The organism is Pseudomonas sp. B111 (genome assembly GCF_026428275.1).
GTDB classification, from domain to species: domain Bacteria; phylum Pseudomonadota; class Gammaproteobacteria; order Pseudomonadales; family Pseudomonadaceae; genus Pseudomonas; species Pseudomonas aeruginosa.
Genome location: NZ_CP097857.1, coordinates 1109775 through 1130969, shown reverse-complemented (window position 1 = coordinate 1130969; position 21195 = coordinate 1109775). Strand labels below are relative to the sequence as shown.

Below are 21195 nucleotides of genomic sequence, written 5' to 3'. Positions count from 1 at the left end.
GCCTCGCCTGCCAACCCGTCAGAAGGTATCCCCCATGGATTTCGCCTATTCCCCCAAGGTCCAGGAGCTGCGTGAACGCGTCAGCGCGTTCATGGAAGCGCATGTCTATCCCGCCGAAGCCGTGTTCGAGCGCCAGGTCGCCGAGGGCGACCGCTGGCAGCCGACGGCGATCATGGAAGAGCTGAAGGCCAAGGCCAAGGCCGAAGGGCTGTGGAACCTGTTCCTGCCCGAGTCCGAGTACGGTGCCGGGCTGGCCAACCACGAATACGCGCCGCTGGCGGAAATCATGGGCCGTTCGCTGATCGGGCCGGAACCCTTCAACTGCGCCGCGCCGGATACCGGCAACATGGAGGTGCTGGTGCGCTACGGCAGCGAGGAGCAGAAGCGCACCTGGCTGGAACCGCTGCTGAGCGGCGAGATCCGCTCGGCCTTCGCCATGACCGAACCGGGCGTGGCCTCGTCCGACGCCACCAACATGGAGGCGCGCGCCGAGCGCCAGGGCGACGACTGGGTGATCAACGGACGCAAGTGGTGGACCTCCGGCGCCTGCGATCCGCGCTGCAAGATCCTGATCTTCATGGGCCTGACCAACCCGGACGCGCCGCGCCACCAGCAGCACTCGATGATCCTGGTACCGGTCGACACCCCCGGGGTGAAGATCCTCCGTCCGCTGCCGGTGTTCGGCTACGACGACGCGCCGCATGGCCATGCCGAAGTGCTGTTCGAGAACGTGCGGGTGCCCTACGAGAACGTCATCCTCGGCGAGGGCCGCGGTTTCGAGATCGCCCAGGGGCGCCTCGGCCCGGGCCGCATCCACCACTGCATGCGCTCCATCGGCATGGCCGAGCGCGCCCTCGAACTGATGTGCAAGCGCGCGGTCAGCCGTACCGCGTTCGGCAAGCCGCTGGCGCGCCTGGGCGGCAACATCGACCACATCGCCGACTCGCGGATGGAGATCAACATGGCGCGCCTGCTGACCCTGCAGGCCGCCTACATGATGGATACCGTGGGCAACAAGATCGCCCAGAGCGAAATCGCCCAGATCAAGGTGGTGGCGCCCAACGTGGCGTTGAAGGTGATCGACCGGGCGATCCAGATGCACGGTGGCGCCGGGGTTTCCAACGACTTCCCGCTGGCTTACTGGTACGCCATGCAGCGCACCCTGCGCCTGGCCGACGGTCCGGACGAGGTGCACCGCGCGGCGATCGGCAAGTTCGAGCTGGGCAAGTACGTGCCCAGGGAGATGCTGCGCAGCAGCCGCTGACGGCTGTGGTATAGGGGAAAGGCCCGCGGGTGCGGGCCTTTTTCATTCCGGGGAGTCCGCCCCTTTTTCCTCGGCGTTGCGTTCCAGCTGCCACGCGCGACGGCTGTGCAGCAGGGCGGCGAACTCGCGGGCCGCCCGCTCGTTGCGGAAGCAGATCCCACGCGTGCCGAGGCGGACCCGCCAGAAAGGTTCAGCGTGGGTGTCCAGACGTTCGATCCAGAGCGTGTTCGGCATTCGGTTCGGCCTTGTCCTCGACGGTGGCTTTCGGCGTGCGGGTCTTCAGCAGGGAGAGCAGGATACCGCCCGCCAGCAGGCCGAAGGTTACGCCAAGCGAGAGGCCGGCGGGAATCTTGCCGATCACACCGTGGAGCATGATCTTCGCACCGATGAACACCAGCACCAGGGCCAGGGCGTATTTCAGGTAGACGAAGCGGTGGATCATCGCCGCCAGCGAGAAGTACAGGGCGCGCAGGCCGAGGATGGCGAAGATGTTCGAGGTGTAGACGATGAACGGGTCCTGGGTGATGGCGAAGATCGCCGGCACGCTGTCCACCGCGAACACCAGGTCGGCCAGCTCGATCAGCACCAGGGCGAAGAACAGCGGGGTGGCGTAGCGCACCAGCTTGCCGTTGGCGTCCGGCAGGCGGACGAAGAAGTGATGCTCGTGCAGTTCCTTGGTCACCCGCATGTGCTTGCGCAGGAAGCGCAGCACCGGGTTGTGCTCCAGGTCGGGTTCTTCCTCGTGCTTGTTGAACAGCATCTTCACGCCGCTGAACAGCAGGAAGGCGCCGAACACGTACATGATCCAGTCGAATTCCTTCACCAGCGCGGCGCCCAGGCCGATCATGATGGCCCGCAGGACGATGGCGCCGAGGATGCCCCAGAACAGCACCTGGTGCTGGTAGCGGCGGGGGATGCCGAAGAAACTGAAGATCATCGCCATGACGAACACGTTGTCCATCGATAGCGACTGTTCGACCAGGAAGCCGGTGTAGTACTCCACCGCGCTGGTGGGGCCGAAGGCGTACCAGACCCAGCCGCCGAAGGCCAGGCCGCAGGCGAAGTAGCCGGCGGACAGCAGCAGGCTTTCGCGCACGCCGATTTCGTGGTGGTCGCGTTGCAGCACGCCGAGGTCGAGGACCAGGAGAACGATGACGATGGCCAGGAAGGCCAGCCAGAACCAGATAGCCGTACCGAGGAACGGTTCGGTGAGAAATGCATGCAGAGCTGCCATTGGGCCCCCTCGCTTCGAATTGTCGGATGGTCATGTGACTCCGACATGGCGGCAATTGCTTACCGTCAGAGGGGCCCGCAGTCACTCGGAAAAAATAAACCAGGCTCCGGGCGCCGGCAAAACGGCGAGGTTACAAAGTGCTACAGCGTTCAGTAGACCCAGACTTCCACCCGCCGGTTCTTCTGTCGGCCCAGTTCCTGGTCGTTGCTGGCGACCGGCAACTCGTCGCCGAAGCCGGCGATCTCGCGGAAACTCACGCCGCCGCGGGCCAGTTCGCGGCGCACGGCCATGGCGCGCAGACGCGAAAGCAGGACCGAACGCTCGGCGTCGGACTTGGGATCGCCGAAGCCCACCAGCACGGTGCGCTCCTGCAACTTCCGATTTTGCCGCAGGTAGTCCAGCAAACGCTGTACGTCGAGCAGTGCCTTGTTGTCGAGCAGCGCGCTGCCTTCCTGGAAGCGGAAGTTCACCGTCAGGCGCCGCGCCTGTTCCGCGAGCTTGCGGTATTCGGCGGGCATCTGCGGGCGCGGTGCGATCTGCACCGCCTGGATCTTCTGCGCGACGAAGCCGCTGCGGGTGACGATCGCCTGGCCGCGCGGGCCCTGGGCGAAACGTACCAGGGCCTGGGCCCAGGGGTTCTTCTCGCCGGGCTTCAGGTAGAGGAACAGGCGGCGCGACAGCGGGTAGTCCTCGGTGGCGATCAGGCTTTCCTGGGGCGCCATCGGCAGCGATTCGCCGTCGGCGATGGCCAAGGCGCGGGCCCGGCCCACCGACGCGATGCCGACGAAGCCGATGGCGTGCGGATCGGCGCTCACCGCGGCCGCCAGCCGATCGTTGGATTCGAAGCGGCGGGCGTCGCTGGCCAGGCTTTTGCCGTGACTGGCCAGCACCAGTTCCTTGAAGGTGTCGTAGGTGCCGGACTGCTCGTCGCGAGCGTACAGGCGGATGGCGCCGCCCTTGCCGCCCAGTTCTTCCCAGGTACGCACCTCGCCGGCGAACACCGCCGCCAGTTGCGCGGTGTCCAGCGAGGCCAGCGGGTTGTCCGGATGCAGGATGATCGCCAGTCCGTCGATGGCGATCACCTGCTCGGCATATGGGCTGCGCAGGTCGCCGAAGCCGGCCAGGGCGCGAACTTCGCTGTCCTTGACGGGACGCGAGGCCGCGGCGAGTTCGGCGTGGCGTTCGAGGAGGGCGGCGAAGCCGGTGCTCGAACCGTGGGCGGATAGCTCCACCCTCACCAGGCGGCCGTCGCGGCTCTTGCCGAGCAGATGGAGTTCGTTTTCCCGTTCTCCGGGGGTACGGCGGATATCCTCCAGGCCTTCCTCTTCCATCAGGCCCTCGACCAGGGCCGGCAGGAGCTTCGCGCCGATGGTGTTGGAACCCTGGATGCGCAGCGCCGGCGTGTCGTCCGTGGGGATCGGCAAGGGGGCGGCGAATACCGACCAGGGGAAGGCGTAACAGAGGAATCCGAGGAAAACCAGGCTCAGGGTACGGCTCCAGAGGTCTTTGTCACTGGCGCGCTGGCGGTGTGGCATCGCGGGCATCGTCTTCTATGGGGAAGGGAATTTGCCGGCGAGATTAAGTCAGACGGGTGACGCTAAGGTTACAGCGTTGGGGAATCATGGCCCTGCGCCATTGTCTCGGTCAGGAAGTCGAGAAACACCCGGGTCTTGCCGGCCAGTTGGCGCGATGGATAGACCGCGTGGATCGCCGTCTCGTCGGCCTTCCAGTCAGCCAGCAATTCAACCAGGCGGCCTTCGGCCAGTTCCGCCTGTACGTACAGCCGTGGGATCAGACTCAAGCCGAAGCCGGCGAGCAGGGCATCGCGCACCGCCAGGCTGGAGGACACCCGGTAACGCCCGGCGATAGGCACCGCTATGCACTCGCGGCCCTTGCGGAAGGTCCAGCGGTCGGCATGGCCAGAGAGGCTGAAGCGGATGCACTCGTGTTCGCGCAGGGCCTCCGGCCGCAGCGGCTGGCCATGCTGACCGAGGTAGGCCGGCGCCGCGCAGAGCACGTGCTCCAGGATCAGCAGCGGGCGGGCGACCAGGCCGGAGTCCGCAACCCGGTCGCTACCGCGCAGGGCCAGGTCGATGCCTTCGGCGATCAGGTCCTGGCGGCCGTCCTGCAGGAGCAGTTCCAGGCGCAGGTCCGGATAACGCTGGAGAAAAGCCGGAATGGCCGGGGTCAGGCAGGTGAGGGCGAGGGTCAGCGGGGCGCTGACCCGCAGCAGGCCGCTGGGGCCCTGCTGCATCGAAGTGAGCGCGGCGTCGGCGGCCTCAAGGTCGTCGAGGATGCGCTCCAGGCGCTGCCGGTAGACTTCGCCCGCCTCGGTCAGGCTCATGCTGCGGGTGGTGCGATTGATCAGGCGCACCTTGAGGTGCGCTTCCAGCTCGGCGACGTTCTTGCTCACGGCGGCCGGCGAGAGATTCATCTGCCGGGCCGCGGCGGCGAAGCCGCCATTCGCGGCCACGGCGCGGAAGACCTTGAGGGCGGTGAGGTGATCCACAGGGATAATTCACTGTCAGTAATCAATGAATCAGGGATTAAAGCATTATCAACCTGGGGTGTGCTGGCTAAAGTCTCGCCATAGTCCACGGTTCTAGAGGTGAATGACCATGCAACCCTTCGTCGTCGAACGTCTCGATCACATCGTCCTGCGGGTCCGCGACCTGGAACGCAGCATCGCGTTCTATCGCGATGTCCTCGGTTGCGTGGTGGTGAAGTGGCGCGACGACCTGGAGCTGGCCCATCTACGCCTGGGCACGTCGATGCTCGACCTGGTCGCGGTGTCCGGGTCGCTCGGCCGGGAGGGCGGTGCGGCGCCGGGTGGGGAAGGGCGCAACGTCGACCATTTCTGCGTGCGCATCGAGCCGTTCGACGAGGCCGCGCTGATCGCCCATCTCGAGGGGTTCGGCCTGGTCCCGCAGGTTCCCGCGGAAATCCGCTTCGGCGCCGAGGGCGACGGCTGGTCGCTGTACTTCTTCGATCCGGACGGCAATCGAGTGGAGCTGAAGGGGGCGCGGGTGGACAATCCTGCCTGAGGGAAAGGTCGCGCGCCGGATAGGGGGGGCGTCGGCGAGATCGCCCGGGCCAGGCAGCGACCGCCTGAAGGCTCATCCGGGGATGAGCCTTTTCCTTAGGCTGGGTCTCAGGCCAGTTCCAGCCAGATCGGGGCGTGATCGGAGGGTTTCTCCATACCGCGCAGGTCGTAGTCGATGCCGGCGTCCTTGAAGCGCGACTGCAGCACCCGGCTGGCCAGGATCACATCGATGCGCAGGCCGCGCTTGGGGGTGTCCTCGAAGCCACGGCTGCGGTAGTCGAACCAGCTGAAGCGGTCGTTCACCTCCGGATTCAGGGCCCGGAAGCTGTCGACCAGGCCCCAGTTCTTCAACGTAGCCAGCCATTCGCGCTCTTCCGGCAGGAAGCTGCACTTGCCGGTCTTCAGCCAGCGCTTGCGGTTTTCCTCGCCAATGCCGATGTCGCAGTCCTCCGGCGAGATATTGATGTCGCCCATCACCACCAGGGCCTGCTCGGGCTTGAAGCTGTTCTCCAGCAGCGACTGGAGATCGGCGTAGAAGCGCTGCTTGGCCGGGAACTTGGTCGGATGCTCGCGGTTCTCGCCTTGCGGGAAGTAACCGTTCATCACGGTGATCGGGTTGCCCTGGGCGTCGCTGAAGGTGCCCCAGATGAAGCGACGCTGGGACTCCTCGCCGTCGCTCGGGAAGCCGCGGTGCAGTTCCAGGGGCGCCTGGCGGGAGAGCAGGGCGACGCCGTAGTGGCCTTTCTGCCCGTGGTAGTGGACGTGGTAGCCGAGCGCCTCGATCTCGGCCTGGGGAAACTGGTCGTCGGCGACCTTGGTTTCCTGCAGCCCGATCACGTCGGGCTGGTGCCGCTCGATCAGCGCCGCCAGCTGGTGCGGCCGGGCGCGCAGACCGTTGATATTGAAAGAGACGATTTTCATGGTGGGCGTCCTGGCAAAAACAGGAATGCTAGCCCAGCCGGGGGATGCCTGGCGACCCTGGAGGCGCTGTGCTAGTGTCCGCCGGGTACCCGATGGCTGTGTGGCTTGGCGCTTTGCCGGCCCTGTGGTCTGCCGCGGACGGGGATGGCCAGGCCATCCGCTCGACCAATCGCCGTGGCGAAGCGTGCGTGTCGCTGCGCCGGCGGCCGACAAGGAATGCGTTCCATGCCTGATCAGGTCACCGATGTCCGTCTGCTCGACGACGGCTATAGCCGCGAAGTCCGCTCGCTTTTCTACCACGCCTACCGCCACGAACCGACCTTCGCCTACCTGATGGATGCGCAGCGCGCCGGCTACGACCAGCGCGTGCGTGCCTGCGTCCGGGAGATGGTCGAGCGCCATCTGGGCGAAGAGTTGCCGGCCATCGGCCTGTTCATCGACGATCGGCTGGTCGCGGCGGCCCTGATCACGCCGCCGCAGCGGCGCCTGGATATCACCGAGAGCTGGAGCTGGCGCCTGCGCATGCTGTTCAGCGTCGGCCTGGCCGCGACCCGGCGCTACCTGGATTACCACCGGGCGGTGCAGGCCTGCCTGCCGGTCGGCCCCCACCACCAGTTGCCGATGCTCGGCGTGCATCCCGAATACCAGGGCAGGCAGATCGGCGAGCAGTTGCTGGCGGCTGTGCAGCGCTGGTGCGCCGAGGACTCCGCTTCGCAGGGGCTGGTCCTGGATACTGGCAATGCGCGCTACCTGGACTTCTACCAGCGGCACGGCTACCGCGAGATCGGCGAGGTGACGCTGGGAGCGGTGCGCGAGCACGTCCTCCTGCATCCTGGCGAGACGCCGGCGGCGACCTGAGCGTTCCCCCGGACGCGCGAGAAAAGCCATGCCTGTCAGGCGCTTGGCGTCATAAAACCCGAATGTCAGGAGGTGGTCGGCGGCGTCCGCGCAAATCTGGACGCGCGCCACCCGCCTGCGTAGCATCCGCGCCATGAGACTGACTCAAGGATTGTTCCGGTTCCCACTGGCCGGGCTGCTGTGCCTGAGTACGGCCGCCTTCGCGGAGAGCCAGCTTAGCGTGCGCGTCACCCCCGCCAATGCCGCCCTGAAGGCCAATATCGAGGCCTACGTGGGTAGCCTCGGCGAGCGGGACGAGGCGGCGTTGCAACGTTTCCGTCGCAATGCTGAGGCGCAGGCGGAAAAGGCGGCCCAGGCGCTCGGCTACTTCCAGGCGCAGATCGACAGCGAGGTGAAGGACGGCAAGCCGCCGAAGCTCACGCTCAAGGTAGTGCCCGGCGAGCCCGTGCGCCTGCGCCAGGTGAACATCCAGGTGCTCGGCGAGGCCGCCAGCCTGGAGAGCTTCCGCTTGCCGTCGGGCAAGCAGCTGAAACCGGGCGCGAAGCTGAACCAGGGCGTCTACGAGGACGCCAAGCGGCTGATCCAGAACCAGGCCTCGCGCTACGGCTTCTTCCAGGGCCGCTTCAGCACCCAGCGCCTGAGCATCGATCCGCGCGCCGGCATCGCCGACATCGACCTGGTCTACGACAGCGGCCAGCGCTACACCTTCGGCAAGGTGAGCTTCGACGGCGACTCGATCATCGAGGAAGAACTGTTGCGCCGCATGGTGCCGTTCAAGGCCGGCCAACCCTATGACTCCGAACTGATCGCCGAACTCAACCAGAACCTGCAATCCAGCGGCTACTTCGAGGGCGTGCGGGTCGACGCCGCGCCGACCCAGGCGCAGGCCGACGGCGCGCGCCAGGCGATCCCGGTAGCGGTCCGGCTGGAGGCGCGCAAGCCCCGGACCATGGGCGTCGGCCTCGGTTTCTCGACCGACGTCGGGGCGCGCGCGAGGTTCAACTGGACCCGCCATTGGGTGAATGCCGAAGGGCATAGCCTGGGATTCGAGTCGGAAATCTCCGCACCACGGCAGAACGTCGGCGCCTGGTACGAGATTCCCCTCGATCCGCCGCTCACCGACAAGCTGCGCTTCACCAGCGGCTACCAGTTCGAAGACCTGGTCGACACCGAGAGCAAGCTGCTGACCCTTGGCGGCGAATGGCACAGCAAGCAGCCCGATGGCTGGCAGCGGGTGGTTTCGCTGAACTGGATGCGCGAGGAGTACAAGCTGGGCGACGACTCCGGGCTGAGCAGCTTCCTGATGCCGGGGATCGGCTACTCGCTGCTGGAGACCGACAACAAGGTCGACCCCAGCCATGGCTACCGCCTGCAGTTCAACGTCAAGGGGGCGAAGGAAGGCCTGCTGGCCGACGCCGACGTCCTCCATGTCGACGCCATGGCCAAGGGCCTGACCAGCTTCGCCGGCGGCCATCGCCTGCTCGGCCGCCTGCAGGTAGGCGGAATCGCCACCAACGACTACAAGTCGATCCCGCCCTCGCTGCGCTTCTTCGCCGGCGGTGACCAGAGCGTGCGCGGCTACGACTACCGGACGCTGTCGCCGGAGAATTCCGATGGCGACAAGATCGGCGGCCGCTACATGATCGCCGGCAGCGTCGAGTATCAATATCCGCTGGCCGAGCGCTGGCGCCTGGCGACCTTCGTCGACCAGGGCAACGCCTTCAACTCGCTGGACTTCCCGTCGATCAAGACCGGGGTCGGCTTCGGCGTGCGCTGGGTCTCGCCGGTCGGCCCGTTGCGCCTCGACCTGGCCCATGCGCTCGACGACGACGGCGGTTTCCGCCTGCACTTCTCCATGGGGCCAGAACTGTGAAGGCGCTGAAGATCACCTTGCTGGCCATAGTCGGGCTGCTCCTCGCGCTGCTCCTGGGACTCGCTGCGCTGCTCGGCACCCAGGCCGGCAGCGCCTGGCTGCTCGGCCGCGTGCCGGGCCTGCAGGTCAGCGGCTTCGAGGGTCGCCTCGGTGGCGCCTGGCAGGCACAGCGGCTGTCCTGGGCGCAGGACGGTACGCAACTGGTCGTCGAGCGGCCGGAACTGCGCTGGTCGCCGGCTTGCCTGGCGGGGCTGCGCCTCTGCCTGCAGCGGGTGGCCGCCGAGCGGGTCGCGCTGGACCTGCCGCCGAGCGGCGACAGCGCCGACAGCGGGCCGATCAGCCTGCCGACGCTGAAACTGCCGCTGAGCATCGAACTCGGCGAAGTGGCGGTCGGCAGCTTCCTGCTCGACGGCAACCAGCAGGTCGCCGAACTCAAGCTGGCGGCCCATTGGCTGGCCGACGGCCTGCACATCGACTCGCTGACGGCGCGGGGCTTCGGCCTGGACCTGGCGCTCCAGGGGCGCTTGCAGCCGAGCGGCGACTGGCCCTTGCAGGCCGAAGCCACGCTCGGCCTGCCCGCTCCCGAAGGCAAGCCGTGGAAGCTGGCCGTCCAGGTCGGCGGTGAGCTGCAGCAGGCGCTGACCCTGAAAGGCCGCAGCAGCGGTTACCTGGACGGCAGCCTGGAAGGACAGTTGCAGGCGCTGGCGGAAAACCTGCCGGCACGATTGCTGATCCGCGCCGACGGTTTCAAGGGTACGGCCGGACTACCGGACACCTTGACCCTGAATGCCATCCAGCTCGATGCCGGCGGCGATCTCAAGAGCGGTTACCTGATCCGCGGCGGCGCCAGCCTGCCGGGCGAGGGCGGGGCGGTGGCGTTGAGCCTGGACGGGCGGGTCGACGCCCAGGGCGCGGATATCCGCCAACTGCGCCTGGACGCTGGCGGCGAGCAGCGCCTGGAGCTGGTCGGACGCCTGGACTGGCGCGAAAGCCTGGCCGCCGACGCGACCCTGGACTGGAAGGACTTCCCCTGGCTGCGCCTGTATCCGCTGGCGGAGCCGCCGCCGGTGACGCTGAAGACCTTCAAGGCGGAAGTGCATTACCAGGACCAGCGCTACCTGGGCAATTTCAGCGCGGCGGCGAGCGGTCCGGCGGGCGACTTCACGCTGGCCAGCCCGGTGTCCGGCGACCTCGTCCAGCTCAACCTGCCGTCGTTGCAGCTCCGCGCCGGGCAAGGCCAGGCCGAGGGCCGGGTGACGTTGCGTTTCGACAATGGCGTGGCTTGGGATACCGCCCTGCAGCTCAGCGAACTGAACCCGGCGTACTGGGTCGCCGAGCTGCCGGGTTCACTGGCCGGTCCCTTGCGCAGCCAGGGAAGTGTTCGCGACGAGCGGCTGGCGTTGGGCGTGGATCTCGACGTCAAGGGCCGCCTGCGCGGCCAGCCGGCGCTATTCCAGGCGCGCGCCGAAGGCGAGGGGCAGCGCTGGACGCTGGGCAACCTCGACCTGCGCCTGGGGGATAACAAGGTGCAGGGCAGCGGGGCGCTCGACCAGCGCCTGCAAGGCCGCCTGGACATCGCCCTGAACCGTCTCGGCCAGCTTTGGCCGCAACTCTTCGGTCGCCTCGACGGACGCCTCGACCTGGCTGGCAGCCTCGCGGCGCCGCAAGGCAGGCTGAACCTCAAGGGACAGCAGATCGCCTACGCCGAGCAGCGCATCGCCGGCCTCGACCTGCAGGCGAACCTCGATGCCCGGCAGAACGGCACCCTGGCGCTGGTCGCTTCCGGCCTGCGCAGCGGCGAAACCGATCTCGGCCTGTTCAAGGCCAATGCCCGCGGCGACCAACGCCGCCAGCAACTGGAACTGGACCTGCAAGGTGCCTTGCTCAAGCTCGGCCTGGCCTTCGACGGGCAACTGGAGCGCGGCAACTGGCGCGGTCGCCTGGCGCGCGGCGAGTTGAGCAGCGGCGGCCAGGACTGGAAGCTACAGCAGCCGGCGCGCCTGGAGCGGTTGGCCGACGGCAAGGTCAATTTCGGCGCACATTGCTGGGTATCCGGCGCTGCCAGCCTCTGCGGCGGCGAGCAGCGCCTGCTGCCCGAGCCGCGGCTGCGCTACACCTTGCGCGACTTCCCGCTGGACAGCCTGAAGCAATGGTTCCCCGAGGATTTCGCCTGGCAGGGCAAGCTGAACGGCGACCTGCAACTGGACGTTCCGGCCCGCGGCCCGAGCGGCGTGGTCAGCCTGGACGCCGGCAGCGGTACGCTGCGCCTGCGCGACCAGGGCCAGTGGGTCGACGTCGGCTACGACAGCCTGCGCCTGGAGAGCCGGCTGGCGCCCAACCGCGTCGATACCTCCCTCGACTTCCGCGGACCGAAGCTCGGCGAGCTGCGGGTGCAGGCGCAGATCGACCCGCGCCCGGCGAGCAAGCCGCTGAGCGGCGAGTTCAGCCTGGCCGGCCTCGACCTGTCGGTGGCGCGCCCGTTCGTGCCGATGGTGGAGAAACTGCAAGGCAGGCTGAACGGTAGCGGCCGGCTGTCCGGCGGCCTGCTGGCGCCGCGGGTCGACGGACGGGTGACGCTGAGCGACGGCAACATCGGCGGCGGCGAGCTGCCGACCAGCTTCGAGAACCTTTCCCTCGACGCTCGCATCGCTGGCGAAAGCCTGGAACTCGGCGGCGGCTGGCGCAGCGGCAGGTACGGCCAGGGCAGCCTGTCCGGCAACCTGAGCTGGGGCGAGGCGCTGAACGTCGCCCTGAACATCCGTGGCAACCGCCTGCCGGTGGTGGTCGATCCCTATGCGCAACTGGAGGTGGAACCGGACCTGAAGATCGGCATGGCCGGCCAGGAGCTGGCGATCTCCGGCAAGGTCCTGGTGCCGCGTGGCGACATCACCATCCGCCAGTTGCCGCCATCGACGGTCAAGGTCTCCGACGATGCGGTGATCGTCGGCTCCGAGCAGCCCGAGCAGCAGCCGCTGAAGATGAAGATGGACATCGATGTCGAGGTCGGCCAGGACAAGCTGGCGTTCTCCGGCTTCGGCCTCAGCGCCGAACTGGCCGGCCACCTGCACATCGGCGACAACCTGGATACCCGCGGCGAGCTGAACCTGAACAAGGGCCGCTATCGTGCCTACGGCCAGCGCCTGACGATCCGTAGGGCGCGGCTGTTCTTCGCCGGACCGATCGACCAGCCGTACCTGGATATCGAGGCGATCCGCCGGGTCGACGATGTGGTCGCCGGCCTGCGCCTGACCGGCAGCGCCGAGCAGCCGACCAGCGCGGTATTCTCCGAACCGGCGATGAGCCAGGAGCAGGCGCTGTCCTACCTGGTGCTGGGGCGGCCGATGAGCACCGGCGAAGACAGCAACATGCTCGGCGAGGCGGCCCTGGCCCTGGGCCTGGCCGGTAGCGCACCGCTCACCGGGGAAATCGCCAAGCAGCTCGGCATCCAGGACTTCCAGCTGGACACCGAGGGCACCGGCAACAGCACCAGCGTGGTCGCCAGCGGGAATATCACCGACAAGCTCAGCCTGCGCTATGGTGTTGGAGTGTTCGAACCGGCAAATACCATCGCCTTGCGCTACCAGTTGACCAAACGCCTCTATCTCGAAGCGGCGAGCGGCCTGGCCAGTTCGCTGGACCTGTTCTTCAAGCGCGATTTCTGACGGATGCGCTGATACGGGCCATGCGTAACGCATAAAAGTGTGTCACTTTTAGCGGCGCATCGACGTCGTAGAATGGAGCGGGCGCCGACCGCCAGGTCGGTGCCCGAAGCAACTCGGCACAAGGACTGGCTGACATGATTTCCGTCTATCAACTCAAACCGCGCTTTCAGAATCTTCTTCGTCCCGGCGTGCAGCGCCTCTACCAGCGCGGCATCACTGCCAACCAGGTGACCCTGGCGGCCTGCCTGCTGTCGCTGCTGGTCGGCGCGCTGGTCGCCGGTTTCGCCAGCCATCTCTGGCTGTTCGCCCTCGTTCCGCTGTGGATGTTCCTGCGCATGGCGCTGAACGCGGTGGACGGCATGCTCGCCCGCGAGTTCGGCCAGAAATCCGACCTGGGCGCCTACCTCAACGAACTCACCGACGTGATCGCCGACAGCGGCCTGTACCTGCCGTTCGCCCTGTTGCCGGGAGTCAATCCGCTGTGGGTGGTGCTGGTGGTGCTGCTGGCGGTGATCAGCGAATATGCCGGTGCGCTGGGCACCATGGTCGGCGCTTCGCGCCGCTACGACGGCCCGATGGGCAAGAGCGACCGGGCGCTGTGTTTCGGCGTGATCGGCGCCGGGGTGGCCAGCGGCCTGTTGCCGCTGGCCTGGATCGACTGGCTGATGTTGCTGATCGCGGCCCTGCTGCTGCTGACCATCGGCAACCGTGTGCGCCAGGGCCTGGCCGAGCTGGCCGCGAGTCGGCGGGGCCGCGACGAGCAGGCCTGAGCGGGAATGGGCGAGCACCATGGAGGTGGGCGCCCGCAGGATGCAACCCCGCCGGGTTCCCGGCCGGGGCAACGACATAGGGACATCACATGCGCGACGTACAGGAATTGCGTTTCACCACCCACGACGGGGTAGAGCTCTTCTACCGCCACTGGCCGGCCAGCCGCCCGGCGCCGGACGGCACGCGCCAGGCGGTGTTGCTGTTCCACCGCGGCCATGAGCACTCCGGGCGGATCGCCCACCTGGTCGACGAACTCGACCTGCCGGAACACGACTTCTTCGCCTGGGACGCCCGTGGCCACGGCCTCTCGCCAGGCGCCCGCGGCGACAGCCCGAGCTTCGCCACCAGCGTGCGCGACGTACAGACCTTCGTCGACCATATCCAGGCCGTCCACGGTATCGCCGAAGAGCGGATGGCGGTGGTGGCGCAGAGCGTCGGCGCGGTGCTGGTTGCCACCTGGGCCCACGACTACGCGCCGAAGGTGCGCGCACTGGTGCTGGCTTCGCCGGCGTTCCAGGTCAAGCTCTACGTGCCGTTCGCCCGCAGCGGGCTGAAACTGATGCGCCTGTGGCGCGGCAATTTCTTCGTCAACAGCTATGTCAAGGCACGCTTCCTCAGTCACGACCCGCAGCGGATCGCCTCCTACGACAGCGACCCGCTGATCGCCAAGGCGATCTCGGTGAACATCCTGCTCGGCCTCTACGAAGCTGCCGAGCGGGTGGTAGCGGACGCACAGGCGATCCAGATTCCCACCCAACTGCTGATTTCCGGGGCCGACTTCGTCGTCCACCGTGCGCCGCAGGAGCGCTTCTTCGAGCGTCTCGGCAGCCTGCGCAAGGAAAAGCACATCCTGCCCGGCTTCTTCCACGACACCCTTGGCGAGCGCGATCGTCACCTGGCCGTCGGCCGTGCCCGGCGCTTCCTCCTCGAGGCATTCGCCACGGTCCCCGAACGACCGAGCCTGCTCGATGCCGACCGCCTGGGTCATACCTGCGCCGAGGCCGAGGCGCTGGCCGCGCCGTTGCCGAAGAACTCGCCGCGCGATCTCTACTGGCGCGCCACCCGTGCCGGCCTGCGCCTGGGCAGCCTGTGGTCGGACGGGGTCAAGCTGGGCTTCGACACCGGTTTCGATTCCGGCAGCACCCTCGACTATGTCTACCGCAACCAGCCCAGCGGCAGCGGCCCGCTGGGTCGCCTGATCGACCGCAACTACCTGGACTCCATCGGCTGGCGCGGCATCCGCCAGCGCAAGCTGCACGCCGAGGAGCTGCTGCGCCTGGCCATGCAGCGGTTGCGCGAGGAGCAGCGCGAGGTGCGCATCGTCGACATCGCCGCCGGCCACGGCCGCTACATCCTCGAAGCCCTGCAAGGCGTCGAGCCGCTGCCGGAAAGCATCCTTCTGCGCGACTACAGCGAGATCAACGTGCGTGACGGCAGCGCCCTGATCGAAAGCAAGGGCCTCGCCGGCATCGCCCGCTTCGTCAAGGGCGACGCCTTCGATCGCGCCGACCTGGCGGCGCTGCAACCGAAGCCGAGCCTCGGGGTGGTTTCCGGGCTCTACGAGCTGTTCGCCGACAACCGCATGGTCGGCGACTCCCTCGCCGGCCTCGGCGAGGCGTTGGAGGAGGGCGGCTACCTGGTCTACACCGGACAGCCCTGGCACCCGCAGCTGGAACTGATCGCCCGCGCGCTGACCAGCCACCGCCAGGGCCAGGCCTGGGTGATGCGACGCCGGACCCAGGCGGAAATGGACCAACTGGTGGCCGCCGCCGGCTTCCGCAAGATCACCCAGCGGGTCGACCAGTGGGGCATCTTCAGCGTATCGCTGGCGCAGAAGGTCGCCCGCTGATGGCGCCGCGCGAGCCGGGGGTACTGAAGCGGGCGGTGCTCTGGCTGCTGTTCCTCGGCCCGTTCTTCTTCGCCAGCTATGGCCTGGCCAACTGGTTGACCAGCCAGCGCGGCGACGTCGGCAGCCTGGTCTTCGACTGGGAACGCGGGATGCCGCTGTGGCCCTGGACCATCCTGCCGTACTGGTCGATCGACCTGCTCTACGGCCTGTCGCTGTTGTTGCCGCGGGACAAGCGCGAGCTGGACACCCACTGCCTGCGCCTGCTCAGCGCCCAGGTGCTGTCGGTGACCTGCTTCCTGCTGTTCCCCCTGCGCTTCACCTTCGAACGGCCGGAACTGGGCGGCGTGTTCGGCTGGCTGTTCGACGTGCTGATGGGGTTCGACAAACCGTACAACCAGGCACCGTCGCTGCACATCGCCCTGCTGGTAGTGCTCTGGGTCTGCTACGCGCGCTACGCCAGCGGCGCCTGGCGCTGGCTGCTGCATGGCTGGTTCGCGCTGATCGGGCTGTCGGTGCTGACCACCTGGCAGCACCATTTCATCGACGTGCCCACCGGCGCGCTGGCCGGTTGGCTGTGCGTCTGGCTGTGGCCGCAGGCGCAGCCCGCGCCGTTCGCCCGCGCCAGTCTGAGCCGCGACCGGCAACGGCGGCGGCTGGCCGCTCGCTACGGCCTCGGCGCGCTGGCCTGCGCCGCCGTCGCCTTTGCCGTCGGCGGTGCGGCGTTGTGGCTGTGCTGGCCGGCGCTGGCGCTGGCGCTGGTGGCGCTGAACTACCTGCTGTTCGGCGCCGCCGGCTTCCAGAAGGGCAGCACTGGCCGCCTGAGCGCCGCCGCGCGCTGGCTGCTGGCGCCATATCTGCTTGCCGCGCGGATCAACGCCTGGCTCTGGACCCGTCGCCGGCCGCAGCCGGACGAGGTGCTGCCGGGCCTCTGGTTGGGGCGCCTGCCGTCGTCCGCGGAACTGGCCGACGGCCGCTTCCGCGCATTGCTCGACGCTACCGCCGAACTTTCCTGCGAGCCGCAGGGGCTGGCCTATCGCAGCCTGCCGTTGCTCGACCTGGTCGCGCCGGACGTCGAGGACTGCCGGCGCGCCGCGGTGCTGATCGACGAACTGCTGGCGCAAGGGCCGCTGCTGGTGGCCTGTGCCCTGGGCTATTCGCGCAGCGCCACGCTGGTCGCCGCCTGGCTGCTGCTCAGCGGCCGCGCGGCGGACGTCGAGTCGGCCGTGGCCGTGTTACGTCGGGCGCGACCGCAAGTGCTGCTGGGCGAGGCCCAGCGGCGGACCCTCGCGGCGCTGAGCGGGAGCGTGCCGGAGCCATCGGCGGAACTGGGCGAGGTGCGCCATGCCTGAGCAATCCCTGGCCCTGGTGGCGGCCCTGCTGCGCCGTGGCCGCGAGCTTGACCGGCTGTCCGCCGCACTGACCCTGCTGGCCATCGGGCTGGGCCTGTACCAGGCCGTGCAGGGCATCGGCTGGCGCTATTTCGCTGCGGCGATGCTGGCGATCGCCATGCTCGGCCTGTGGCAGAAGTACTGGGCGCTGCGAGTGGCCCTGGACGCCGAACTGTTCGAACGTTTCAGCCGCGCCGGCGACAGGCTGGAGGCGCAGACCCAAGACCTGGACCGGGCCCTGGCCGACCTCGGCCTGGCCCGCGCGGACGCCGCGGGGCGCACCTGGAACCAGCGCAGCCGCGGCGCCCTGCGCCTGCTACGCTGGCAGGCGCTGGCCTGTGGCGCCCAGTTCCTGCTGGCCTTGTCGTGCCTGTTGTCGATCCCTCTATTCAACGCTCAAACCTGAAGAGTCTTCCCATGCTCGAATCAGTCGTCGCCTATGGCATCATCGCCGGCGCCCGCGCCATCACCGGCTTGCGCAGCCTCTGGCTGGGCACTACGCCGATCCCCAAGCAACGCATCTATTACGCCAACCACAGTAGCCATGGCGACTTCGTCCTGCTCTGGGCCTCGTTGCCGCCGGAGGTGCGGCGGCGTACCCGGCCGGTGGCGGGCGCCGACTACTGGAACAAGGCCGGCCTGCGCAGCTACGTGATCAACAAGGTGTTCAACGGCGTGCTGGTCGACCGCCAGCGCAGCGATGCCAATGCCAATCCGCTCGAACCCCTCGACCGCGCCCTGGACGGCGGCGACTCGCTGATCATCTTCCCCGAGGGCACCCGCAACCTGGACGATGAGGTCAAGCTGTTGCCATTCAAGAGCGGTATCTACCACCTGTCCCTGGCCCACCCGGAGGTCGAGCTGGTGCCGGTCTGGCTGGCCAACCTCAACCGGGTCATGCCCAAGGGCCGCATGCTGCCGTTGCCGCTGCTCTGCACCCTGAGCTTCGGCAAGCCGCTGGTCGCCACGGCGGAAGAAGGCAAGGAGGCGTTCCTCGAACGAGCGCGCATGGCCCTGCTGGACCTGGCGCCGGAAGAGGAGGCCTGAGATGAACGAACAGACCTGGATGCTCTTCGGCGGGATCGGCGCGCTGCTGCTGCTCGCCTCGCTGGTCGGCTTCGTCCTCAAGTGGCGCGCCGGTCCCGGCCCGAACGCGGTGATCGACAACCTGAACGCGCGGATCAACGCCTGGTGGGCGATGGTCCTGGTGATCGGTTTCGCCTTCTGGCTCGGCCAGGCGGCGGTGATCCTGCTGTTCTATGGCGTGTCGTTCTACGCCCTGCGCGAGTTCATCACCCTCACCCCGACCCGGCGCAGCGACTACCCGGCGCTGGTGGCGGCGTTCTACTTCGTGCTGCCGATGCAGTACCTGCTGATCTACATCGACTGGTACAGCATGTTCTCGATCTTCATCCCGGTGTACGTGTTCCTGCTGTTGCCGATCCTCGCCTCGCTGGGCGGCGACACCAAGCACTTCCTCGAGCGCGCCTCGAAAGTGCAGTGGGGCCTGATGCTGGCGGTGTTCTGTATCTCCTTCGTGCCGGCGCTGCTGACCCTCGACATTCCCGGCTTCGAGGGGCGCAACCTGCTGCTGATCGCCTACCTGGTGATCGTCGTGCAGCTCTCCGACGTGATGCAGTACATCTGCGGCAAGCTGTTCGGCAAGCGCAAGATCGCTCCCAACCTGTCGCCGTCGAAGACCGTCGAAGGCTTCGTCGGCGGCATCGCCCTGGCCACCGCCATCGGCGCCTCGCTGTGGTGGATCACCCCGTTCAACCTCTGGCAGGCGGCGCTGATCGCGCTGCTGATCAACCTGCTGGGCTTCTTCGGCGGCCTGGTGATGTCGGCGATCAAGCGCGACCGTGGGGTCAAGGACTGGGGGCACATGATCGAAGGTCACGGTGGCATGCTCGACCGCCTGGACTCGGTGTGCTTCGCCGCGCCGATCTTCTTCCACGTGGTGCGCTACTGGTGGACGCCCTGAGGTTCGCCCGTCGCCGTTCCCCGCCGTGTAGGCAGCCAGGAAATTGCGAGCGATAGAGACCCGTAGGGCGGATACCGCCACAGGCGGTATCCGCCGAAACCCCGGATAAGCGGCGGATAACCGCAAGCGGTGATTCGCCCTACAACCAGGCTCCGGCATATGGAGACGTGACCGCAGCTTCACTGTCTCAGAGATTGACCAGGCGCATGCCTTCCTCGCTATAGCGACTGCCGGCGACCGCCTCGGCGGGGAAGATCGCATCCAGCTCGGCCAGTTCCGCCGCGCTCAGGCGCAGTTCCGTCGCGGCGACGTTCTCCTCCAGGTAGCGCCGCTGCTTGGTGCCGGGAATCGGGATCAGGTCATCGCCCTGCGCCAGCACCCAGGCCAGCGCCAGTTGCGAGGGTTTCACGCCCTTGGCCGCGGCCAGTTCGCCGACCTTGTCCACCAGCTTCAGGTTCTTCGCGAAGTTCTCGCCCTGGAAGCGTGGGCTGAAACGACGGTAATCGTCGGCGGCGAAGTCTTCCGGGCGCTTCAGGGTGCCGGTAAGGAAACCTCGGCCCAGCGGGCTGTAGGGGACGAAGGCGATGCCCAGGCGACGGCAGGCGGCGAGCACCCCGGTGTCCTCCGGATCGCGGGTCCACAGCGAGTACTCGCTCTGCAACGCGCTGATCGGGTGCACCCGGTGGGCACGTTCGAGGGTTCCCGCCGAGGCTTCGCTGAGGCCGATGTGGCGGATCTTGCCGGCCTTCACCAGGTCGGCGAGGGCGCCGACGCTGTCCTCGATGGGCACCTGCGGGTCCATGCGGTGCTGATAGTAAAGGTCCAGGCGGTCGGTACCGAGGCGCTTCAGGCTGCCTTCGATGGCGCGGCGGATATACGCCGGGCTGCCGTCGACGCCGCGCGCCTGGGGATTGGCAGGGTCGCGGACGATGCCGAACTTGCTGGCCAGGAACACCTGCTCGCGTTTGCCGCGCAGGGCCTCGCCGAGCAGTTCCTCGTTGCTGTGCGGGCCGTACATGTCGGCGGTATCGAAGAAGTTCAGCCCGAGTTCCACGGCGCGATGCAGGGTGGCGATGGCCTCCTGGCGGTCGCCGCCGGTGGTGTAGAAGTCGGTCATGCCCATGCAGCCGAGGCCGATGGCGGAGACGGAAGGGCCGTTGTGGCCGAGTTGACGGGTTTTCATGTGTCGAGCCTCGCGGGAGGGAAGGAAAACGCCGTCATTCTTCGCTCCGCATTGGCCTGGATAAAGCCCATAATTACGGTTTTACCATTCGTATTTTCCAAATAATCGAGGACGTCCGATGGATCGTTTCCAGGCCATGCAGGCCTTCACCCGCATCGTCGAGCTGGGCGCCTTCGGCAAGGCCGCGGACAGCCTGGAGCTGCCGCGCGCCAGCGTGACCCAGGCGATCCAGCAACTGGAGGCGCACCTTGGCGTGCAGTTGCTGCAGCGCACCACCCGCCAGGTCAGCCTGACCCTCGACGGGCAGGCCTACTACGAGCGTTGCGTGCGCCTGCTGGCGGACCTGGAGGAGGCGGAAAGCTGCTTTCCACGCGTCCTGAACAACCCGCGCGGGCGCTTGCGGGTCGACCTGCCGGGCGCACTGGGGCGGATGCGGGTGATTCCGTTCCTGCCGGAGTTCTGCGAGCGCTACCCGGAACTGGAGCTGCAGTTGAGCAGCAACGATCGCCTGGTCGACCTGCTGCGCGAGGGTGCGGACTGCGTGCTGCGGGTCGGCGAGCTGCACGATTCCAGCCTGGTCGGCCGGCACCTGGCCGACCTGCCGCAGGTGACCTGCGCCAGCGCCGCCTACCTGGAGCGTCATGGCCATCCGCGGCAGCTCGCCGAACTCGGCGGGCACCTCGCGGTGAACTACCAGTCGCCTTCCAGCGGGCGTACCGCCGACTTCGAGTTCAGCGTCGACGGGCGCCTACGCACGCTGCCGATGCGCAGCCGGGTCAGCGTCAACAACGCCGATGCCTACGTCGCCGCCTGCCGGGCCGGGCTCGGGCTGATCCAGGCGCCGCACTATCACGTCGCCGCCGGCCTGGCCGACGGCAGCCTCCGACAAGTGCTCGGCGAATGGTTGCCGCCATCGCTGCCGCTGCATGCCGTGTATCCCTCGCAGCGCCAGTTGTCGCCGCGGGTGAGGGTGTTCGTCGACTGGCTGGTGGAACTGTTCGGTCGCCAGGCGGCCGGCGAGACGCAATGAGACGCAGGCTTCCTGGTGAAGATTTTTCTCGATTTCGCCGGGATAACCTCGTTAGGATCGGCAGCCTTGGCCTGTCGAGCAGGGATGTTCGTCCGAGTTCCGGATGCCCACTGCCGCCAGGCCGCATTCATTCGA

The 21195-nt window shown here is 67.7% G+C and carries 18 protein-coding genes; 12 read left to right on the top strand and 6 right to left on the bottom strand.

Annotated features, from left to right (window positions below):
- Positions 1-34: 34 nt before the first annotated feature.
- Positions 35-1264: an acyl-CoA dehydrogenase gene (locus M6E97_RS05165; protein WP_003089998.1), complete on the top strand. Its 1230-nt coding sequence runs from the start codon at positions 35-37 to the stop codon at positions 1262-1264.
- 42 nt (positions 1265-1306) lie between these two features.
- Here M6E97_RS05165 and M6E97_RS05160 read toward each other — a convergent pair whose 3' ends face one another.
- The 4 genes from M6E97_RS05160 to M6E97_RS05145 all read right to left on the bottom strand — a co-directional run bounded on the left by M6E97_RS05160 (position 1307) and on the right by M6E97_RS05145 (position 5016).
- Entirely contained in the window at positions 1307-1498 is a 192-nt protein-coding gene (locus tag M6E97_RS05160; RefSeq protein WP_003089995.1) for a hypothetical protein, read from the bottom strand.
- On the bottom strand, positions 1455-2498 hold the full coding sequence (locus M6E97_RS05155) for a TerC family protein (protein WP_022580463.1): 1044 nt from the start codon (positions 2496-2498) through the stop codon (positions 1455-1457). The genes M6E97_RS05160 and M6E97_RS05155 overlap by 44 nt, the downstream gene beginning before the upstream one ends.
- 149 nt (positions 2499-2647) lie before the next feature.
- On the bottom strand, positions 2648-4042 hold the full coding sequence (locus M6E97_RS05150; RefSeq protein WP_003139062.1) for a substrate-binding domain-containing protein: 1395 nt from the start codon (positions 4040-4042) through the stop codon (positions 2648-2650).
- A gap of 59 nt (positions 4043-4101) precedes the next feature.
- On the bottom strand, positions 4102-5016 hold the full coding sequence (locus M6E97_RS05145; protein ID WP_078452307.1) for a LysR family transcriptional regulator: 915 nt from the start codon (positions 5014-5016) through the stop codon (positions 4102-4104).
- A 94-nt stretch (positions 5017-5110) separates the two neighbouring features.
- Between M6E97_RS05145 and M6E97_RS05140 the strand changes: the two genes are divergently transcribed.
- Positions 5111-5542 carry a VOC family protein gene (locus M6E97_RS05140; protein ID WP_003139067.1) on the top strand — a complete coding sequence of 144 codons (432 nt, stop codon included), beginning with the start codon at positions 5111-5113 and terminating at the stop codon, positions 5540-5542.
- Positions 5543-5649: 107 nt separating this feature from the next.
- On the opposite strand, the gene xthA is transcribed toward M6E97_RS05140, so the two are convergent.
- The gene (xthA, locus tag M6E97_RS05135) at positions 5650-6462 is read right to left on the bottom strand and encodes an exodeoxyribonuclease III (RefSeq protein WP_003089983.1); all 813 of its coding nucleotides are present in this window, start codon (positions 6460-6462) and stop codon (positions 5650-5652) included.
- A 144-nt stretch (positions 6463-6606) separates the two neighbouring features.
- Here xthA and M6E97_RS05130 point away from each other — a divergent pair, with 144 nt between their 5' ends.
- The 9 genes from M6E97_RS05130 to M6E97_RS05090 all read left to right on the top strand — a co-directional run bounded on the left by M6E97_RS05130 (position 6607) and on the right by M6E97_RS05090 (position 18847).
- On the top strand, positions 6607-7320 hold the full coding sequence (locus M6E97_RS05130; RefSeq protein WP_003139068.1) for a GNAT family N-acetyltransferase: 714 nt from the start codon (positions 6607-6609) through the stop codon (positions 7318-7320).
- A 133-nt stretch (positions 7321-7453) separates the two neighbouring features.
- Complete coding sequence (locus tag M6E97_RS05125; RefSeq protein WP_003122638.1) at positions 7454-9193, top strand: autotransporter assembly complex protein TamA; 1740 nt, start codon at positions 7454-7456, stop codon at positions 9191-9193.
- On the top strand, positions 9190-12855 hold the full coding sequence (locus M6E97_RS05120; RefSeq protein ID WP_019484365.1) for a translocation/assembly module TamB domain-containing protein: 3666 nt from the start codon (positions 9190-9192) through the stop codon (positions 12853-12855). The genes M6E97_RS05125 and M6E97_RS05120 overlap by 4 nt, the downstream gene beginning before the upstream one ends.
- A gap of 134 nt (positions 12856-12989) precedes the next feature.
- On the top strand, positions 12990-13625 hold the full coding sequence (locus M6E97_RS05115; RefSeq protein ID WP_003139074.1) for a CDP-alcohol phosphatidyltransferase family protein: 636 nt from the start codon (positions 12990-12992) through the stop codon (positions 13623-13625).
- An 89-nt stretch (positions 13626-13714) separates the two neighbouring features.
- Entirely contained in the window at positions 13715-15475 is a 1761-nt protein-coding gene (locus tag M6E97_RS05110) for a bifunctional alpha/beta hydrolase/class I SAM-dependent methyltransferase (RefSeq protein ID WP_033995243.1), read from the top strand.
- Positions 15475-16824, top strand: a complete 1350-nt coding sequence (locus tag M6E97_RS05105) for a phosphatase PAP2/dual specificity phosphatase family protein (protein WP_003116853.1) — start codon at positions 15475-15477, stop codon at positions 16822-16824. Before M6E97_RS05110 ends, M6E97_RS05105 begins: the two co-directional genes overlap by 1 nt.
- On the top strand, positions 16817-17269 hold the full coding sequence (locus M6E97_RS05100) for a hypothetical protein (protein WP_003139079.1): 453 nt from the start codon (positions 16817-16819) through the stop codon (positions 17267-17269). The genes M6E97_RS05105 and M6E97_RS05100 overlap by 8 nt, the downstream gene beginning before the upstream one ends.
- A gap of 11 nt (positions 17270-17280) precedes the next feature.
- Positions 17281-17910: a lysophospholipid acyltransferase family protein gene (locus tag M6E97_RS05095; RefSeq protein ID WP_003112154.1), complete on the top strand. Its 630-nt coding sequence runs from the start codon at positions 17281-17283 to the stop codon at positions 17908-17910.
- Between the two features lies 1 nt (position 17911).
- Positions 17912-18847 carry a phosphatidate cytidylyltransferase gene (locus M6E97_RS05090; protein WP_003089962.1) on the top strand — a complete coding sequence of 312 codons (936 nt, stop codon included), beginning with the start codon at positions 17912-17914 and terminating at the stop codon, positions 18845-18847.
- A 187-nt stretch (positions 18848-19034) separates the two neighbouring features.
- On the opposite strand, the gene M6E97_RS05085 is transcribed toward M6E97_RS05090, so the two are convergent.
- A complete protein-coding gene (locus M6E97_RS05085; protein WP_024947863.1) occupies positions 19035-20030 on the bottom strand; it encodes an aldo/keto reductase in 996 nt (331 codons plus the stop codon).
- 118 nt (positions 20031-20148) lie between these two features.
- Here M6E97_RS05085 and M6E97_RS05080 point away from each other — a divergent pair, with 118 nt between their 5' ends.
- A complete protein-coding gene (locus tag M6E97_RS05080; RefSeq protein WP_009314146.1) occupies positions 20149-21060 on the top strand; it encodes a LysR family transcriptional regulator in 912 nt (303 codons plus the stop codon).
- Positions 21061-21195: the final 135 nt, after the last annotated feature.